We start from the raw sequence: 18,195 nt of genomic DNA on the forward strand, positions 1-18,195 counted from the left end.
GAACGCACCGGTCGCGGGATCGCCCTGGAAGACCTCACGGGCATCCGCGAGCGGGTACGGCTTCGCAAGCCCCAACGGGCCACCCTGCACAGCTGGGGCTTCGCCCAGCTCGGGCAGTTCATCGCGTACAAGGCCCGCCGCGCGGGGGTACCGGTGGTGCACGTCGATCCGGCGTACACCTCCCGCACCTGCGCCGAATGCGGCCACATCGACAAGGCGAACCGGGTCTCACAGGCCTGGTTCGCGTGCCGGAACTGCGGATTCGTTGATCACGCGGATCGGAACGGCTCCCGCAACATCCGCGCCCGCGCGTGGGAGTTGTGGCGACGCGGGGCCCAGTCAACGGCCCCTGACCCACCCCGGACATCCCGGGGTGGGGCTGGACGCAAACGCAGCATCACCGCCAGTGATGCCCGTTGTGCAAGCCCGTCGCTTTAGCGACGGGTAGTTGACATCTCTCGGCCGTACCGGCGGCACCGCCGGGTTCGGTGAGATCCGTTGCGGACGGTGGGCGACCGCGACGTCGGACCGTACGACACGGGATCCGGGGCAACCAGTGTCCGGCTCCGCTGCTACCCGGACCTCAGCACACAGCCCCCGGCGAGGTGTCGTAGTGCGCTGACCTGCCATGGTCGGACCGGTAGTCGGGTGCGTACGCGCACTCGGTTTGCCGACGGGCGGGCTGGGTGGAAGGCATGGGCTGTGACGCGGACACTGCCGGAACCGATGCTCGCCGCCCCTGTGTCCGACCCTGCGCTGCTGCCGGGGTGGGCGGGTGAGCCGAAATGGGACGGCTACCGTGCCCAGCTCGCCGTGTACGCGGGCGGGCGGGTGTTCCTGCGCTCACAGCGCGGCACGGACATGACGGCCTCGTTCCCCGAGATCCGGGCGGCGGCCCTGGCGCAGCTGCCGGAGGTCACCGGAGTGGACGGCGAGTTGGTGGTGTGGGAGGGCGACCGGCTGGCGTTCGAGCGGCTACAGCAGCGCCTCGCCCGGCGCGGAACAGCAGCTGCCGACGCGGCGCGCGAGTGGCCGACGTACTTCGTCGCCTTCGATCTGGTCCACACTGGCGCCGACCTGACCGGCTGGCCGTACGAGCGGCGGCGTGGGGCGCTTCAGGTGCTGTTCGCGGACCACAGCCCGACCGCGCCGTTGACGTTGTGCCGTCGACCGCCGACCCGGCGGTGGCGCAGGGGTGGCTGGGATGGACGGCGGCCGGGATGGAAGGGCTGTGCTTCAAGCGGCTCGATGAGCCGTACCGTCCGGTGCAGTCGGGGCGGAAATACAAGGTTCGGGTCACCACCGAGGCCCCGCGGTCACCGGCTCCCGCACCGTGCCCCGGCGGCGGCCAGGAGCGCCCCCTGCTGCGGCCGCAGCAGGGACTCCGCCGTCTCTGGGCCGCCGACGAAATTCGCTGAACTGCGGTTTTCTGCTCCTTCGGCGGTGGAGCTCCCGTGATGTTGTGGGGAGATTCCCAGGCCCTCGCAGCGGGACCGGTGCGCCCTTCGGCGGTCGCTGAACCGGGTGGCTCGAGCCGGGCCCCAGATTGGCCCTGCTCTCCCCATGGCACCAACCCGGACGACGGCGTCTAGCAACCGGAGGTCTCGCACGACTGTGCATCCCGTCCTCCTGCCACCGCAGGTGAGCAGATTCCAGCGCCTGGCATCCCGAAGGGTTCTCACCACCGGCTTCGTCACCGCGGCACTGCTCACACTCGGGCTCCCTGCGGTCGCTGCTGAGAGCACAGCCACGTCCACGTGCTTCGGCCGACCGGTGACCATCACCGGTGCAGGCACCATCAACGGGACCCCGGGCGACGACGTCATCGTCGGCTCGGCCGGTGACGACGTGATCGACGGCCTCGGAGGCCACGACCGCATCTGCGGACTCTCGGGAGCGGACACCATTGCGGGGGGCCTCGGGGACGACCGGATCGATGCCGGCGACGGCGACGACCAAGTGCACGGTGACGTCTTTGCCGCGAGTGGGAACGCCTCCGGTTACGGCAACGACCGCCTGGTCGGCGGCAGTGGGGATGACCTCATGAACGGCGACAGCTTCGCCCCCGACGGCACCGCGACAGGTGGGGGGAACGACCAGCTTCTTGGTGGCGCCGGCGACGACAAGATGACGGGTGACAGCCGGGGGCTCAGCGCCTCCGGTGGCGGGAATGACCGTATGGACGGTGGCGCCGACGGTGGCATCGGCGAGGAACACCTGGTCGGCGGCTCCGGCTCCACCGTCGGCGACGCCTCGGGCGCCGGCGACGACAAGATCCTGGGCGGACCCGGTAGCGAGCTGCTGGTCGATGACAGTAACGCTGCTGAGGACGCGAGTGGCGACGGCGGGAATGACTTCCTGGACGTGGGTGCTGACGGCGGATTCGCTGCGCTGGGGGACCACAACATCAATGACCCTGCCGGTGGGAGCGCGACCGGCTCCGGCAGCGACCGGATCATCGGTGGTAGAGCGGACGACCTTCTCGTCGGCGACAGCGCCGTGGTGGATGCCACCACCACCGACGCCGGCAACGATGTGATCAAGGGCCGCGGCGGGAACGACACGCTCTTCGGTGACAACGTGAACTTCGACGCCGACCGGACCGTCGGCACAGCGGGCGGGAGGGACCGTCTCAGGGGCGGCGCCGGGGACGACACACTGCGGGCAGGCCCGGCCAACGACCGCCTCGATGGTGGGCGGGACACCGACGACTGCGACGGCGAAGCCGGCCACGACATCGCCGTGCGGTGCGAGACAGTCATCCGCACCGAACGCAAGCCGTCACGCCACTGAACGACGCATCCACGCGCGCTTCTGGCTCTCGCTGCGAGACCGGCGGGCACACCCAGCCGCACAAAAGGTGGATGTGCCACAAGCTGAAGCCGCATGCATTTCGTCACCGTAGAGCGCGCGCTTCGTCACCACCCCACCTCCTGGGACGAGGTGCGCGAGTACACGGACACCCCCGATGGCTCTGACCTCAAGGCTCTGGTGGACGTGGTTCGACACCCACGGGGCGAAGCACATCATCAAGGCAGCGGCTTACCGACGGAACGCGCTGACCTGCCGAAACGCAGCCGCCGGCACGCCTTCCCCCTGGCGGCCGGCGGCTTCCTTGTGCGCAGGCCCGCTAGAAGGTGTAGCGGGTGTGGCTGAACACCTGGCCGTCGTGCCCGAAGCCGTACGCCGTGCCGGGTGCCACCGCGAACAGCAGGTCGTTGCCCTTGCGGATGCTGTCGCCGAAGCCGTAGAAGATCCCCTCCGGCGAGGTGATGTGGTCCCCGTACTGCGCCTCGAACGCGGCGATGACCTCGTCCTGCCGCGCCGGATCCGTCACCCGCTCCGCCGTGCCCTCGATCACGATGTCGAGGCCCTCGGAGAGTGAGTTGTGCCCTGTGGTGAGTGCGCAGTGGGCATTGCCGGCCAGGTTCTTCGCCTTCTGCTCGCCCGGCCCGGTGCTGAAGTGCAGCGCCCCGCCGTGCCAGGCGGCGATCAGCGGCGTGACGTGCAGCCGGCCGTCCGGCCGGACCGTGGTGATCCAGAAGACCTCGGAGGCCCGCAGCCGGCGCTGGGCCTCGGCCCAGTCGGTGGCGGTGACGTCCTCCGCGCCCGGGCGCGGGTTGAGTGCGGAGCTGTAGCGGGCGTCGAGCTCGGTCTTGGGCTGCTTCGGCGTCATGCGGAACTCCTTTCCCTCTTCTTGTAACGAAGGCTACGCAGCCCGGCCCGGCGGCGCTCAGGCCCGGCTTCTGGCAGAGATCAATGAGCACGAGGAATAGCACAAGTCAGTTCCGCCAAGTAGAGCGCTCATCCGCCACCTACGGCGCACAGTCACAGGAGATTCCCGGTGAACCTCCGTACGCCGACCTCGTCGGTACGGGTGGTCACGGCCGGTTCCCAGATTGGGAACCGGCCGGTGGCGAAGACTTCGAGCGTGATGAGGAAGACCGCGAAGTCCGCCGGGACGCCCCGATCGAAGCGCCCACCGATCCGCCTGGGAGAGATCAAGACCGGTCGAATCGTCAATCGCCTGCGGGAGCTGCACGAGTTGGGCGGGGATCCGGCGTACGAGCGGTTCCCGGCCTCGGAGGAGCTGTTCCTCGTGCTGGAGCACGCGCAGACGCGGGCCGGGAAGCTGAAGCAGCCGAAGGACAGCCTGGTCAACGTGGTCGGCGAGGCCGCGGTGTTGCGCGCGAAGTTGTAGCAGTACCTGCGCGAGCAGGCCGACGCCGGACAGCTGAAGGCGATCGAGGACGGCAGGGCCGCCGGCGTGCCCTGGGACCACTTCACCGAGGCACGGTGCGTGACCTCCAATCAGGGCGCGTACCAGAAGGCGCGGCGGCTGAAGGCCGAGCAGGTCCGCGACCCCGGCGAGCGACGCACGCCCGAGATCGCCCGCGAGTACGAGGGCCGCAAGGCCGCCGAACAGCGAGCCGAGCGGGCCCTGATGCTCGTGCAGGAGCGCCGCTTCCCCGTCGCCCGGCAGATCGGCCGGCTTCTCCTGGAGCACCGCGACGGTCCACGTCCTGGACAGCTGGTCGACGTACTGGCTCGGCGAGGTCGCTGAGATCATCGACGACCGCGACGACCTGACCGAGCGCGCACGGTTGACCGGGTGGATCATCGTCAACCAGACCGGCGGCACGGACGCAGCGACGTACGACGAAGGTCCTATTCCGGATCAGCGTGACGTAGTCGGGGATCCGGCCGCCCGCGCAGGCGGGGACGGCCCGCTGTCCGGCAGGGTCCGTGCCTGGTCGCGGGCAACGGGGAGGAGGGCCAGTACCGGCCCTGCCATGGCCGTGGTGATCAGGGCCATGACCACCATGACGGAGTAGAGCCTGCTGTCCAGCACCCCGATCTGCACACCAATGGTGAGGACGATCAGTTCGGTGAGTCCTCTGGTGTTCATCAGCGCGGCCAGGACCGTGGCCTCGCGGCGTTCCATCCCGTGCAGCCGGGCCACCACGAACGCCGTTCCGGCCTTTCCCGCGATGGCCACGAACAGGATGCCGGCCAGCTCCACGAGCCCACGGGCGCCCAGCGCGGACAGGTCGACGTTGAGTCCGGCCAGCAGGAAGTACGCAGGGAGCAGCAGGGTCGAGGACAGCCGCCTCATACCGGGTGTCCAGGCTGTGCGGAGCGTCAGGGCCCCACCGCGTGGCAGCACGGCGCCGAACAGGAAGGCCCCGAACAGGAAGTGCAGGCCGATCCATTCCGTGGCCAGTGAGGAGAGCAGCAACCCGGTGAGGACGACGGTGAGCGCCGTGTCCTTGCGGCGGAAGGTGTCGCTGTTCTCCAGACGGCGTAGCAGGGGCCTCACCACGCACAGCATGACCACGACGTAGACGGGCATCAGCGCAATCCGCCACGACTCCTGTCCGTCCCGGGCGACGACCGTCAGCACCACGGCGAAGACGGACCATGCGAGGACGTCCGTGAGGGCCGCTCCGGACAGTGCGATGGCACCGAGCCGGTCCCGGTTCAGTCCGCGGTCGGCGAGGATCCGGGCCATGACCGGGAACGCCGTGACGGACAGGGCAACGCCCATGAACAGGATGAAGCCAGACCGGGACACGGTCTCGTGGTCGTCGAAGAGCCAGAACCCCGTGGCCGTACCGGCCACGAATGGCACGGCCACGGAGGTCACGGCGAGTACGGGGACGACGAGTCCCGCGCCGCGCAGCAGCCCTCGGTCGAAGTCGATGCCTTCCCCGAGCAGGAACAGCGCCACGCCGAGGTTGGCCAGTGCGCCGAGCAGCGGCCGCGCGTCGGGCGGAAACACCGTCTCCGTGAAGCCGGTGCCGAACAGGGTCGGCCCCAGCAGGATGCCCGCGGTGATCTCGCCCAGCACGGCAGGCTGGCCCAGCCACCTGAACAGGCCCCCCGCGGCACGGGCCACCAGGACGATCAGTGCCAGGTCCAGCAGGAGGAACTGAATCTGATGGGGCGTCATCGAAAGCTCCACTCGGTCCATACCGGGGGTGTGCGGATCCGACGGCGCGTGGCCGCGGGACGGCGACGCGCCGACGGTCCGGCGCTACGTCGTTCTGCCGTCGGGGCGTATGCGTGAGCCACGGGCGGCTCGGCCGGGGAGGGCGCCGGCCGGTGCGATCCGTCCGCACCGGCCGGGCCACGCGTGACGCCCGTCAGCCACCGGTGTGGCTCAGCGAGCGTTCCCGCAGCCCCTGCGCGATGACGTCGGCGTATCTGCTGAAGGCTTGGCCCTCGGGCAGCAGCAGACGCGGTATGGCCAGCTCGCATTCCAGCAGGCGCATGCACCCCTCCGCGTCGCGGATCCCGTCGACACGGCCGAACCACAGGGGCCCGTACCGCCGTTCCAGGGCCTGGTAGATGTTCTCCCCCCAGGCGTACTCCTCGTCCGTCGGCTCCACCGCGAAGTTGACGCCGCCCAGCCGCTCGTGTGCCCACCAGCCGCCGTCCGCTCCGACGGTCTTGCGCACGGCGTGGCTGAACCGTCCGCCGAGGAAGACGAGGGAGAGTTCGCCGTCGTCCAGGACCGCGGGCAGGAATCGCTGAGCGAACAGGTCCCGCGTGGTCAGCAGGGCGCGCATCTGTTCCTCGTACGGTGCGCTGTCTTCCTCCGTACCGTTCATCACATAGTGGCTGTCCGAGGTGGAGCGGCCCGTGCGGGACACCCGGATGGTGCGCCACGATCCCGCGGAGACGGTCGGCTTGATGACCATGTCGTCCCAGCCGGCCTCGTCCATCAGGTCGGCCACCCGCAGATCCGTGCCGCGCGGGAGCCAGCGGGTGGGGATGAGGCCGACACCGTCCTCTTCGGCGAGCCGGCGCAGGTAGCGGCCCTTGTCCACCGCGTCGCGGATCAGGCCGAGGTTGTTGGCCATCGGGATCGGTCCGTCGGGCGCGTTCTGCAGCCGGTCGTGCAGGTGGGTGACCCGCTCCAGGAACCGGGGATCGGCGTGATAGCCGCGGCACATACGGACATTGACCAGTTCGACGCCGTCCCAGTCCATGCCGTCGGCGTCGTCCAGATGCACCAGGTGGGCCTCCACGCCGCGCTCGGCCAGTGCCGCGGCGACCCCCGCGTACTCCCGGTGCGGTGTCCCCATGCTCAGGTAGACGACGCGCGCCCGCCTCGCCCGGCTGCTCACCGCGCCTCCCGGGCCGGGACGTTGACGTCCTGCCGGGCGGTGGCACGCCCCCGGCTCCGCAGCCGCCGTACGGCGGTGTCCGCGGCGTCCCAGGCGTACCCGGCGGCGAAGAGCCCCAGCAGCGCCACCGGGCGCAGCTTCAGCACCCAGTCGAGGCGGGTGTTGGCGGAGGCCGGCAGCCGGTCGTACCAGGTGGCGGTGCCCGGTGGGCGCAGCTCGGCGGGCTGCACGAGGTCGCGGCCGCTGACGTCGACGTGGCCGGAGCGCCCTGCGAACGGGAGTTTCCACACCTTCGGTACGGGGGCCGTCACGCTCAGCACGCTGGTGAGCGTGGGCACTTGCACCCCGTTCTCCCGGCGCCAACGAGCGCGTTCCCCGAGTTTGCGCTGGAGCCGGCGCTGCAGCCGCTGAACCCGCTCCGGGGTGAGAAAGGCCCAGTAGGGGGCCCGGGAGTAGAACAGCCGCGACTCCAGGCTCGTGCGTGCGCGCCGTAGCTCGGGGGTCTCCCGGGTGGTGTCCCCCTCGGTCGCCACCAGCCAGTGGGTCAGTTGGGCGCGGGTGCTGCCCATGCTCCAGAAGACCGTCATGTCGAGGATGTGCGACAGCAGGAAGAACCGCGGATCCTCAATGGCCGAGGTGTACTTCTCCCGCACCATGTTGCGGAGCATGTGCCAGTCCTGGCGGGTGGCACGGTTGATCCGGGTGATGTAGGGGCGGTCCAGCTGTCCGTCCTGGACATCCCGCTGGATCACGTTGGCAAGATGCCAGCTGGTGACCAGGGCCAGTGCGATGCCCTGGCTGTAGTACGCGTCGATGATGCTGCCCGCATCGCCCGCCATGGCATAGCGCTGCTCGCTGGCGAAGGTGTCGGTCCAGTGCTGGGCGTTGCGGAACGTGCGGAACTCCAGCAGCGTGTCCTCGCTGATCACCTTGTCGAGCACCGGATATCGCCTGATGAGGTTCCAGAACTGTTCCCGGGGATTCGCCCCGGGCGGTGGCTTGCGCTGGTCGAACGTCGCACCGATGCTGATCCGGTCCTGCGACAGCCGGATCACCCAGATCCAGTAGCCCTCTCCCCACAGGTGCACGGTGTACAGATCGCGCCGCGTGGCATCGCCGCCCTTGCGCAGATGGGTCCAGCAGTCGGCGAAGCTCTCATCGGTGACGTCCTTGAACTGCCCCCAGACGGCGGTGGTCTGGAAGCCGTCGTCGCGTTCGGAACGCTCCGCGTCGTGCCCGAACTTGCGGGCCAGCAGGCGATTGCGCCCGGAGCAGTCGATCACCCAGCGGGCGAGCGTGCTGCCGCTGCGCCGCTCGGCGCCGCTCTCCTGCCACAGCAGCCGGTGCGGTTCACCGGGCCGGTCGGCGCCGGCGATGTCCACCTCGCGGACTCTGGCCGAGTCGAGGAAGGTGATGTCGGGGTGGGCGTGTACGGCCGCCCGCATCACGTCCTCCGCCTCCGGCCGGACGATCTGCATGTCCAGGAACATGCAGCGGAACCACTTCTTGTCGGTCGCCAGGTCGTGCAGGTAGTGCGGTGGATGCGGATCCGCGTTCACGGCCCACTCGGTGGTTCCCCGGAAGTCGTCGCGGTGCTCGGCTCCGCTGGTGAACCAGACCCCCAGCTTGATGAACGACTCCTTGCTGATGAACTGGTCCAGGCCGCCGACCGTGCGCAGGAAGGCGCTCGTGAAGACGAGGAACGACTCGCCTACTTTGTAGCTGCGCCGCTGGTCCCGGACGTTGTCCAGGAGAACGACCCGCAGCCCTCGCTTGGCGAGCTGCAATGCGTTGGTCAGGCCGACGATGCCGGCTCCAATGACCGCTACGTCCGCTGGTTCCCGGTCAGCATCGAAGGTCGAGTCGTCACCGAAGGTCGACATAAGTCATCACCACACACCCAACCGATCAGTTGCGGGACTATTTCGTCAGCCGGCCTGGAAGCTGGTGCGCCGCAGGTGGTGCAGCGCGCGCTGCGGATGCCGCGAGTTTTTCGTTGGCGCCCACAGACCGGGACCGCCCGTGCACGGGTGCGAGCGGTGGACATGGCCCGATGTGCGTCAGACCGTATGACGACCATGAAAGGAAACTCAATACTTCGTACAGAAAGTGATGGAGAGAATAATCGCGTGCGGCTGGGGGCGCCTGACACCCGGGGGCGGCCGGGCGCCTCTTGACAACCAGGCGCCCCGGGGTCGCGACGGGCACCCCTGGAGACCACAGGCCCTGCACTCACCGAGAGGACGTGGTCGGCCCCTCCGTCATGGAGGGGTGCCTCGCTCCCTGCTGAACAGGCATCTCGGCCTTCCGCCCGGAGCGCTCCATCCGTCGGGCCGACGGCTTCCGCCCGTAGGAGAGACTGAAGTTGATCAGGACGGGACCCCCTAACGGCGAACACCGACCACAGGGGGTGTCCGGCGTCTACGCCGCGATCTTCCACGGCGCGGGAGCCCTTCGTAACTGATGACGCAACCCAGTAAAGCGTAAGGAGCAGGACCGGCTGCAGCCTCGCGCCCCGGATCAGTACGACCGTGGAGCGCCGCGCGTCGCGCGGCCCGGCCAGGCCCTCCCACGACGATCCCGCAGCTCTGCTGGCGGGCTGGCGCGGAGGCCCCGCCGACGCGCAACCGAGACACGCGCGCCCGATCCCCTCGCCCGCCGCCCGGGTCCTGTCCCACCCACCCACTTCTCTGTTCTTCCTGCTGTGGGGCGTGGACTCGGGGGCGTAGAGGGGATGTCGGCCTCCCGACCACGGCAGGACCAGCGTGGTGACCTGCGGGTTCGCGGACGGGTGCGGCTGAGGGTGCGGACGGTTGTCGGCGGGGATGTGGGCCTGGTCCACGGAGGCGTTGTCGCTTCGTGACCGTGGTCGGGGCCGGCTGCTGCCGTGGCCGGTACGCGCGGCGCCGGGCAGGACTGCGCCGCACCGGACGGGAAGCGAGCAGATCCGTAATGATCGGCGTAGACGCGGGCAGCGGGGGCCGGCTGGCGCTGGGCGTGCTGACGCAGTACCGGATGGCCACCACCGAGCAGATGCACCGGGTGATCGCCCCCTCGGTGCGCATCGAGCAAACAAGGCGCAGGCTGGCCAGGCTGCGTGCCGAGGGGCTGGTCGACCGCATCACCCTGCCGCAGGCCGGACCGGACCCGGGTGTGGTTCCCCAGCCCGTACGGCGGGCAGCTCGCCTCCGAGTGCCCGAGCTGCGCGGGCACCGGCCCTCCAGGACCGTGTCCGACCCGACCGCCGTGCGGCTGAAGGCCGGCCACACGCTGACCGAGACCGCGCTCGCCTTCCTCGAGGACGCCCGCCGCCGCGGCGACCTGTTCCGGCCGCTGGACTGGATCCCCGAGGCCCATCACCCGATCGGAAGCAGTGAGGCCGTCATCCCCGACGCCCTGCTGTACTACCGGCGTGGTCCCGCCCACGGCGACAACGGGTCGATGCTGCGGGCGTTCGTGGAAGTCGACCGGGCCACCATGGGCCCCGAACGCCTCGCCGCCAAGCTGCCCGCGTACGAGCGCCTCTACCGCTACGTGCCCACGGTCCCCGGGCGCCGGCCGACCCTCCAGGAACCGGCCCTGGAGGAGTGGCGGCGGCGCTACCCGCTCTTCCCCCGCATCCTGTTCGTCCTGGACGGCATCGGACCCGCCGGTGTCGAGACCCGGATCCGCGCCCTGCGCGCGGGAGCCGGGCTGCTGGCGCCGTCCCGCTTCCCGTACGACGTCCCCATCCTCGCGGCACCGCTGGCCGACCTGCTCCACCACGGCCCCTCCGCACCCGTATGGCGCCCCGTCCATGACCCCGACCAGCGAGTCCCCTGGACCGGGCGCGTGTTTCGGTAGACGTAGCGCGCTGACCAGCCGTGGTCGGGGGCGAGAGCGGCACGGCCAACCCCATGGTCGGCCTCATGGTCGGGGCGGGGCCAGCGCGACTGTGACGGTATGCAGGCGCACCATCTGTCGCAACAGTGCCCGGGTCAGCGGTCCACGGCGGGCAGGTGGACCAGGCCGGTGTCGAGCATGATGCGGTCGACGGTCTCGTGCAGGGCGCTGTCGGCGCCGATGACGGTCTCGGCGCCGCCGGGCAGCAGATCGCGCGCCCGGTACCAGTCGCGCAGCTGCGTCTCGTTGACGTCGTCGGCGATCGGCTTGGTGGCGTGCCGGGCGAGGGTTTCGCCGAACGGCACGTCCAGGTAGTAGCCGTGGGTCGGGCCGCGGTGGTCGGCGCGCAGCTGCGCGAGCATGTCGCCGTAGCGGTCGGCGTAGAGGATACCTTCGACCACGACGTGGAATCCGGCGTCCAGGGCGTAGCGGGCGGTCAGGTCGATCAGGCCGATGTTCGCGGCGCCGGGCCGGTCGCGTTCCCGGAGCACGATGCGGCGGAGGTTGTCCTGGCCGACCAGGGCCAGGCCGCGGCCGAACCGCTCACGCAGGCCGGCCGCGACGGACGACTTCCCTGAGGCGCTATTGCCGCGAACCACGACCAGCCGGGTTTCTTCGGTACCCACCATCACGGCGGTCACGTTATCGACGGCCGGTGACAGCGCCGGGGGCGTTCCGGGGCGGGCCTACTTCGACGCCCGGACGGGTGGCTTTCCCTCTCGCGTACGCGAGCGGGCATCTAAGCACATACGCCCAATTTGCCTGTTTTTCTTGGTAGTTGATATTGATTCATACGTTATATCACGTTCCATTGCGGTTGGTCGCCGCTAAGCCGAAGGAGGCAATTCGTGAACGAGGTGTTGACCGCGTCAGCGGGCCAGGAGGACGACGTCGCCCCGGGCCGGGTAGCCCGGGGCAAGCCGGTGACGTTCAAGGACGGGGTGCCGGTGTACGACAGCGGCCGGGCACCGGCGTTCCTGCGGACGAAGACCCAGCTGGTCAGGGTGCGGCGCAAGCCCGCCGTGGGGCAGCGGCCGGTCGCGTACATCTACACCCGCTGGTACCGGGACCGGGTGGCCCTGTGGGACCCGGAGCAGGCGGCGAAGATGCGGCCGCTGTCGGCTCTGCAGGTGCCAGTGGCGATGGCGCCCGGCCGCGGGCGACGTCGAGCAGCCGGTACGCCTGCGCGTGGGAGTGCCGAACGCCGCGTCGCAGTACGCCTCCCAACTCGGTGCGGTAGCCGAGCGGGAGCCACACCCGGGCGGCGTGGGCGTCACGGACCCGGGCGGCGAGGACGGCGACCGTACGCCGGATGTCGTCCATCGCCTCCCGCAGCCCGGTCGTGATCGCGCGGGCCCGCGTGGCGTCCAGCGGCGGCTGCGCCGGTTCGGCGACGGCGTCCTGGTCCTGGTCGTGCTCGCCCATGCCTCCATCGTGCGCCTCGCCGACGGGCCGGGCCAGAGTCGGGCGAGGTGGTGCGGAAGCACGGCCGCAGGCCCCCATCTCGCAACTAATCAGAAGTCGAGTTCGACGTAGTCGATGTCGGTGAAGGCCACCTGCAGACCGGGGGCGCGCCGTCCGCGGTCTTTGAAATAGACCTCCTGCAGGCCTTCGGCGGCGATCTCCTGGAGCTGTTGGTCGGTGGCGCCGGCGGCGTGGGCGCCGAAGAGGCGGGCGGCGTAGGCGGGCGGCAGTTACTGGGTGATCAGGCGGATGCGGGCGTCGTCGGTGGTGCCGGGGGCGGCGGTGAAGCCGAACCGGGCGCGCGTTTCGATGACGATGCCGCCGGTGGTCGCGGCCTGTTTCTTGGCCCGTTCACGCACCCGGGGCTCCCAGCGCCGGCGTACCTCGTCCGCGAGGCGTGCGGCGAGGTCCGGGCGCGGCTGCTTGATCTGGCCCTTCAGGTAGCGCTCGACGGTGCGCTGGGAGATGCCCAGCGTTTGGGCTGCGGCCCGGGTGCCCTTGGCGCTTTTGACGAGGAACCGCATCCGGGCGTGGGGGACTTGGGCAGGGGCCGGGTGAAGGTGCTGGTGGTGGCTTTGTCGAGGCTGTCGCTGAAGATGCCCATCACGGCCGCCTATTCTCCGCCCGCGGCGGGGTTGTGGCCCTCGTCCAGCATCTGCACGGCCCACATCAAGGGCTGGGTGCCTTCGTGCTTGACCATGCCCGGCGATACGCCGAGGCGGAAGCCGCCGGGCAGCGGCTTGTCATCTGGGGTGCGTGGCAGGAAGTCCAGCGGGCTCGGCCCGTCCGAGAGGTAGACGGCGCAGTCGGACAGGACCGCGATGGGGAACAGCCCGACGTCTGCGAGTTTGCGCATTTTGCGGTGCATGTTGATGCGGGCTGCGGCGCGGATGTCGGGTCGCCAGGTGGGGCGTTCCAGGGCGGGCCAGCGCTGGCCGGGCCGGTATCCGGCGCCCTGCGGGCGCTCCCTCAGTTTGCCGATCCCGCCCTTGACGGTGGCCTTGATGGCGGAGAGTACGGCGGCCTGGGCGGGGTCGGCGTGCTTGTGGTGTTCCATGGCGGTGAGGAAGTCCGCCTCGGGCAGGTGGGAGGTGACGCCGAGTTGCTCCATGGTGGTCAGGTAGGCGTCGCGCAGGCGGGTGTACCAGGGGTCCAGGTACGGGCCGGCCTCGGGCCGCAGGTAGGCCTCGAGCGGCGTGACGGTGTGGCCGAGCTCGGCGGCGTAGGCGAGGGTGGGGTCGCGTACCAGGCGGGTCCCTCGGGTCGGGTGCCGTTGGGGGTGAACGGGTTGGGCAGGCGCGCATCGAAGTCGATGTGGGAGAGGTCCACCAGCCAGCTGCCGGGCAGGGCCTTGTCGAAGGCCGGGGCTGTGACGTGGACCGGTGCGCCGAGGCCGACGGTCAGCCGGTTGGCGGCCGCGGCGAAGGCCATGTTGACGTCGATGCCGACCGCGAACGGCCTGGCGCATTCGGCGTCCGTGAGGAGTTCGGGGTCCCGGATCCATTCGCAGGCTTCCTCGTCGAGGACCTCGGCCGGAGTGCGCTGGTGTCCGCGCGGGTACCGGGCGGCGACCACGGGGTGCTCGTCGGGGGCCTCCGGCGGCGCCGGGTCGACCGCGGCGGTGAGGGAGCCGGGGCCTGGGCCCGAGGCCCAGGTGCCGGTGGCGGGGTCCTTGACGGGGCGGGTGGGCGGGCGCAGCGCGGTCATCAGTTCCAGGCCGCAGACGGCCGCGGAGCCGCGCGGGGTGATCACGCGCGTGGCGTAGTCCCCGAGGATCTGGGCCAGTTCGGGGGCCGGCCGTTGGCGGGCGCTGCCCCAGGTGCGGGTGTCCAGTGCGCCCCAGGGCAGGACGGCCAGCTGCACGCACTGGCGTCGGCCGTCGTGGGCGGGCCGGTAGACGCGCGCCCAGGGGCCGAGGCCGCGCCGGGTCAACTGCCACTTCGCGGCGGTGATCTGACGTACCACCGGGTGGGTCTCGGGCAGCCGCAGGCCCCGGCGGTCTTCCAGGGCGGGGGGGGCAGGCCGAGGCGGGCGGTGGCCTCATCGGTGAGGACGATCAGTGGATCGGAGTCCTTGCCGTGGCGGTGCAGCCTCTCGGCGCCGAGCCCGGCCTCCTTCACTGCCCAGTCGACCAGCTGCGGGATCGTGGCCGCAGGGCAGTCCAGCAGCACTCCCCCCGGGCAGTACGCCGTGCCGTGACCGTCCAGCACCGCCAGCGGCCCGTTCGGGAACGGTGCATCGGCAGCAGGCGCGGCTGCCGTCGGCCGGGCGGGGCGCCGCATCACCGGCCTGCGCGATGCGTCCTGGACCGGTGCCGTACGCGCAGTCGTCCCAGGACCCTGTGCTGCCGGAATCGACGGCGCAGAGGCAGGCTCCGGTGGGGCGGGCCTGCTGCCGGGAGGCGGGGCGGGTGCGGGATGGCGCTGGGCGAGGCCCTCGAGCAGCCTGCGGTAGGCCTCGAGGCGCTCCCCCTTCGGCTCGGCGCGGCCGGCCTCCCACGCCTGAATGCTCGGCACGCGCGTGCCGAGCGCCTGGGCGATGGCCGCCTGGGTCAGCCCGGCGGCCTCGCGCAGCCTCACCCGCTCGGCCGGGATGGGCAGCACGGTGCCGCCGTCGACGGCGGCGAGCAGCGAGTCGACGGCGGCGAACAGTTCCTGGGGCTGGTCCGTCATCTGCGCACCCCCTACCTGACGCCCTGGCGGATCTCTTCGAGGCGGGTCATCAGCCGCTGATAGCGCTGCGAGGCGGCCTGGGAGGAGTTCAGATCCTGATGCCGGGCGATCTGCCGCCAGTCCATGCCGCGGCGCCTGGCCTCGATGACCACCTGGGTCTCCAGCCGGTCCAGCTGATGGCGCATGCCCTCGAACAGGCTGAGCGCCGCACCCACATCGTCCAAGGTCACATCCGCCGCCCGTCCACCGCTTTGCTGATGGTCGGCGGCCGCCCTCAACAGCCGCCCCAGCAACGCCGCATCCTGCTCCAGGCGGCGCGCCGGCGCCCAGGGGGCGGCGGGGTCCTCCGCGAGCACGGACAACCGCCGGCGGGCCTCGTCCTGAGCGTCACGTGCCATACGGGCACCCTAGCACCATTCTTCAATGAAACAACGAATCGTTGTTTCATTGACCGGAAGAAGAGGGGCGACCCTCATGCCATCGCGGTATCGGTTCAGCTGGTGCAATCCCCGTCGTGGCTGGCAGCGGCAGGCGCGGCGGGGGCCAGGCTGCATCCCACCGCCAGGACGTCCACGCGGCGGCGTTCGCGAACGGGCCGGAGCGTTCCTCGAGCATCCCGAGGACCTGGGCGCGGGCCTCGTCCACGGCCTGGTGCTCGGTGTCGGTGACGATGCCGAGCCGCCGCACGTGGGCGTACTCGTCCTCGTCCTTCCATGTGAGGCTGCTCAGGTCGGGGGCGACGACCAGGTCCACGGTGAGGTCGAAGGTGTCGAACCCGTCGAGCGTGCGGCGGGTGGGGTGCTCGAAGTTCACGTACCAGTTCCGCAGACCGGCAGGCGTGTAGAACGCGTTGATGCTGAACCACGCCGTCGGCGGCTTCCACAGCAGCAGCTCGGTCTCCTGCCACACGCCGGGCGCGAGCTCCCACTCCCCCGTTGCCATCGCGTCGAACGCTTCGGTGCGCACCGACCGGTCGCCGTCGGCGCGGGCCTTGGCGTACAGGGCGGGCCGGCGGGCTTGGGCACCGGGCGCGCAGGCGGTCACCAGGGCCTCGCTGGTGTCGGCGACGGCGCGCAGCGCCTGTTCGCTCCACACGCGGCCGCTGCGGTGCACGTCGCGTCGTACGACCGTCTCGCCGGCGTCGAAGGATCGCATCACGCGCCTCTCTGTCCGGGGCAGGGCTGGGCAAGCCGTCGGCTGAGGGTGGCTTGCCCAGGCGTCGTCGGGCTTACCCAAGGGTTCAGAGCGGCTTGCCCGGGGTCAGCGGCGACCGGCTCCGGGTAGCGCTCCCTGCGACGGTACGGGTCGTTGGCTTCGAACAAGCCTTCTGGCCCCGGCTAGCGATCTTCGGGGCCCGCTGTGAACGAGTCAATTGGCTCCACCTGAGCCCAACGCCAATGCCCGCCACCCCGACGTGCTGGCTGCCCAACGCCGCGAGCGCGCCCGCATCCGCAGCGAGAAGGGGCCCTCGGTACTGGTGTGCTCTCGTATTCAACTGTCGCCGGTTCCCGAGGAATCCAGCCTGTTGGTGACCATGTGTAGTCGCCAGCCGCGAAGCAGGCCCGCGGGTAGCGTGGCGTCCTCTTGCTCTGGAGAGGACCGCTGACGGAACGGGCGTGGCGGTGGGCATTCCGGAGAGTGAGAGTCCGCTCCGCCTGTCTCACGTACTGTGGCTTCGCATGACCGCCGCCGAGATCGAGATCACCGCAGACCTGGTCCGCGACCTGCTGCAGGAGCAACATCCGGACCTTGCAGAGCTGGCCATCCGCGAGGTGGCGGGCGGCTGGGGCAACCAGATGTGGCGTCTCGGGGACAAGTTGGCCGTGCGCATGCAGCGCATGGACCCCACCCCGGAGCTCCAGCTCAAGGAGCGGCGGTGGCTACCCGTGCTGGCCCCGCGCCTGCCGCTGCCGGTGCCGACCCCGGTGCGGTTCGGCGAACCGTCCGAGCGCTTCCCCAAGCACTGGACCGTGATGACGTGGGTTCCCGGCGAGCCGCTGGACCACAGCTCGATCAGCCGCGGCGCCCACGCGGCCGACACACTGGCGGGCTTCCTCGGGGCGCTCCATGTGGAGGCGCCCGCCGAGGCGCCGATCAGCTCGGACTTCGGCGCTCACCCCAAGAAGTGCACGGACGGCTTCGACCACTTCTTTGAAGCCGTTGTCCCCGGTGGCATTGCCGACGAGGTCCGGGCCGTCTGGGACGATGCCGTTGCGGCCCCCGAGTGGGAGGGCCCGCCGGTGTGGGTGCACGGTGACCTCCATCCCGCGAACGTCGTCGTCTCGGACGGAACGCTCTCGGGCATCGTCGACTTCGGTGCCATGTTCGCCGGCGATCCGGCATGGGATCTCGCCGCCGCATGGGTGCTGCTACCCGCGGGCACGGCCTCACGGTTCTTCGACATGTACGCGCATGCGGACGAGGCGGCGATCCGGCGCGCCCGCGGGCTGGCCGCTATGAAGAGCCTCTTCCTGATGCTCATGGGGCAGAACGGAGACCGGGGCCTTCCTGGCGGCAAGCCGACCTGGGGGCCCGCAGGCCGGGCGGCGCTCGATCGTGTTCTGACATCCGACTTGCGCTGGCCCTCTCCCGCATAGGCCCCGCCCCCATCTCGAAGCGAGGCGGATGCTAGCGGCCTGACCGCACGGTGAATCCTGCTCAGCACATCAGAAGGGCAGGCCCCGCAGGTCCACGCTGATGGCGGGATGAGGCAGGCAGGCCAGGTCGTAGATCATGGTGGACAGTGGCGAGGTCCGCGCGCCGCCGGGCTGCTGGAGGGTGACGGGCACGGAAAGCCGGCTCCATCCCAGCTGCGTGTAGAGCGGGACCAGGTCCGGGCGGCAGAGCAGAACCATCGTCTCGGCGCCGGCCGCTCGTGCGTGCTCGACCGCCACACTGATCACCGTCCGGGCAAGGCCCCGGCCTCGATGGGCGGGGTGCACCAGCACACCGCCCAGCCCCGCGGCGCGGCGCGGCAATCCATCGAAGGCCATGTCCCGCAGCAGCCATCCCGCGGAAGCCACCGGCCGGCCTCCGCAGACAGC

At 70.6% G+C, this 18,195-nt stretch carries 16 protein-coding genes and 3 pseudogenes; 8 read left to right on the top strand and 11 right to left on the bottom strand.

Annotation, left to right across the window (positions count from 1 at the left end; translation table 11 throughout):
- The 3 genes from IEZ21_RS46105 to IEZ21_RS46115 all read left to right on the top strand — a co-directional run.
- The coding region (locus IEZ21_RS46105) for an RNA-guided endonuclease InsQ/TnpB family protein (RefSeq protein ID WP_189327788.1) at positions 1–438 on the top strand (438 nt) is incomplete at its 5' end.
- A 264-nt stretch (positions 439–702) separates the two neighbouring features.
- Positions 703–1,458, top strand: coding sequence for an ATP-dependent DNA ligase (locus IEZ21_RS46110; protein ID WP_246568953.1), 756 nt, complete (start codon positions 703–705; stop codon positions 1,456–1,458).
- A 315-nt stretch (positions 1,459–1,773) separates the two neighbouring features.
- Positions 1,774–2,793, top strand: a complete 1,020-nt coding sequence (locus IEZ21_RS46115; RefSeq protein WP_189327789.1) for a calcium-binding protein — start codon at positions 1,774–1,776, stop codon at positions 2,791–2,793.
- A gap of 337 nt (positions 2,794–3,130) precedes the next feature.
- Here IEZ21_RS46115 and IEZ21_RS46120 read toward each other — a convergent pair whose 3' ends face one another.
- The gene (locus tag IEZ21_RS46120; RefSeq protein WP_189327790.1) at positions 3,131–3,676 is read right to left on the bottom strand and encodes a pyridoxamine 5'-phosphate oxidase family protein; all 546 of its coding nucleotides are present in this window, start codon (positions 3,674–3,676) and stop codon (positions 3,131–3,133) included.
- Between the two features lie 168 nt (positions 3,677–3,844).
- Between IEZ21_RS46120 and IEZ21_RS46125 the strand changes: the two genes are divergently transcribed.
- Positions 3,845–4,201, top strand: a complete 357-nt coding sequence (locus IEZ21_RS46125; RefSeq protein WP_189327791.1) for a hypothetical protein — start codon at positions 3,845–3,847, stop codon at positions 4,199–4,201.
- A 99-nt stretch (positions 4,202–4,300) separates the two neighbouring features.
- Positions 4,301–4,564 (top strand): hypothetical protein, encoded by a 264-nt coding sequence (locus IEZ21_RS46130; RefSeq protein ID WP_189327792.1) that lies wholly within the window; start codon positions 4,301–4,303, stop codon positions 4,562–4,564.
- A 114-nt stretch (positions 4,565–4,678) separates the two neighbouring features.
- Here IEZ21_RS46130 and IEZ21_RS46135 read toward each other — a convergent pair whose 3' ends face one another.
- From IEZ21_RS46135 to IEZ21_RS46145, 3 genes are all read right to left on the bottom strand, one after another.
- Positions 4,679–5,953, bottom strand: coding sequence for a cation:proton antiporter domain-containing protein (locus IEZ21_RS46135; RefSeq protein WP_189327793.1), 1,275 nt, complete (start codon positions 5,951–5,953; stop codon positions 4,679–4,681).
- A gap of 193 nt (positions 5,954–6,146) precedes the next feature.
- The gene (locus IEZ21_RS46140; protein WP_213089438.1) at positions 6,147–7,133 is read right to left on the bottom strand and encodes an ATP-grasp domain-containing protein; all 987 of its coding nucleotides are present in this window, start codon (positions 7,131–7,133) and stop codon (positions 6,147–6,149) included.
- A complete protein-coding gene (locus tag IEZ21_RS46145; protein ID WP_189327794.1) occupies positions 7,130–9,016 on the bottom strand; it encodes an NAD(P)/FAD-dependent oxidoreductase in 1,887 nt (628 codons plus the stop codon). The genes IEZ21_RS46140 and IEZ21_RS46145 overlap by 4 nt, the downstream gene beginning before the upstream one ends.
- A gap of 1,069 nt (positions 9,017–10,085) precedes the next feature.
- On the opposite strand from IEZ21_RS46145, the gene IEZ21_RS46150 reads away from it, so the two are divergent.
- Positions 10,086–10,976: a replication-relaxation family protein gene (locus IEZ21_RS46150; protein WP_189327795.1), complete on the top strand. Its 891-nt coding sequence runs from the start codon at positions 10,086–10,088 to the stop codon at positions 10,974–10,976.
- A gap of 134 nt (positions 10,977–11,110) precedes the next feature.
- Here IEZ21_RS46150 and IEZ21_RS46155 read toward each other — a convergent pair whose 3' ends face one another.
- The 6 genes and pseudogenes from IEZ21_RS46155 to IEZ21_RS46180 form a co-directional block, all read right to left on the bottom strand.
- Positions 11,111–11,644: a P-loop NTPase family protein gene (locus IEZ21_RS46155; RefSeq protein ID WP_189327801.1), complete on the bottom strand. Its 534-nt coding sequence runs from the start codon at positions 11,642–11,644 to the stop codon at positions 11,111–11,113.
- Between the two features lie 370 nt (positions 11,645–12,014).
- Complete coding sequence (locus IEZ21_RS46160) at positions 12,015–12,440, bottom strand: hypothetical protein (protein WP_189327802.1); 426 nt, start codon at positions 12,438–12,440, stop codon at positions 12,015–12,017.
- Positions 12,441–12,529: 89 nt separating this feature from the next.
- Positions 12,530–13,083: pseudogene (gene tpg, locus IEZ21_RS46165) on the bottom strand (telomere-protecting terminal protein Tpg).
- A gap of 9 nt (positions 13,084–13,092) precedes the next feature.
- Positions 13,093–15,151 (bottom strand): annotated as a pseudogene (gene tap / locus IEZ21_RS46170) (telomere-associated protein Tap).
- Positions 15,152–15,162: 11 nt separating this feature from the next.
- On the bottom strand, positions 15,163–15,549 hold the full coding sequence (locus IEZ21_RS46175) for a hypothetical protein (protein WP_189327796.1): 387 nt from the start codon (positions 15,547–15,549) through the stop codon (positions 15,163–15,165).
- Between the two features lie 46 nt (positions 15,550–15,595).
- On the bottom strand, positions 15,596–16,306 hold the full coding sequence (locus IEZ21_RS46180; protein ID WP_189327797.1) for a ribonuclease FAU-1 family protein: 711 nt from the start codon (positions 16,304–16,306) through the stop codon (positions 15,596–15,598).
- 235 nt (positions 16,307–16,541) lie between these two features.
- On the opposite strand from IEZ21_RS46180, the pseudogene IEZ21_RS49205 reads away from it, so the two are divergent.
- Positions 16,542–16,616: pseudogene (locus IEZ21_RS49205) on the top strand (integrase); the annotation flags it as partial.
- A gap of 214 nt (positions 16,617–16,830) precedes the next feature.
- Complete coding sequence (locus tag IEZ21_RS46185; RefSeq protein WP_189327798.1) at positions 16,831–17,748, top strand: aminoglycoside phosphotransferase family protein; 918 nt, start codon at positions 16,831–16,833, stop codon at positions 17,746–17,748.
- Between the two features lie 69 nt (positions 17,749–17,817).
- Here the strand turns inward: IEZ21_RS46185 and IEZ21_RS46190 are convergent.
- Positions 17,818–18,195 (bottom strand): GNAT family N-acetyltransferase (locus tag IEZ21_RS46190; RefSeq protein ID WP_189327799.1); only part of this gene is annotated, 378 nt, incomplete at its 5' end.

The organism is Streptomyces flaveus (assembly GCF_014647675.1).
Classification (GTDB): Bacteria; Actinomycetota; Actinomycetes; order Streptomycetales; family Streptomycetaceae; genus Streptomyces; species Streptomyces flaveus.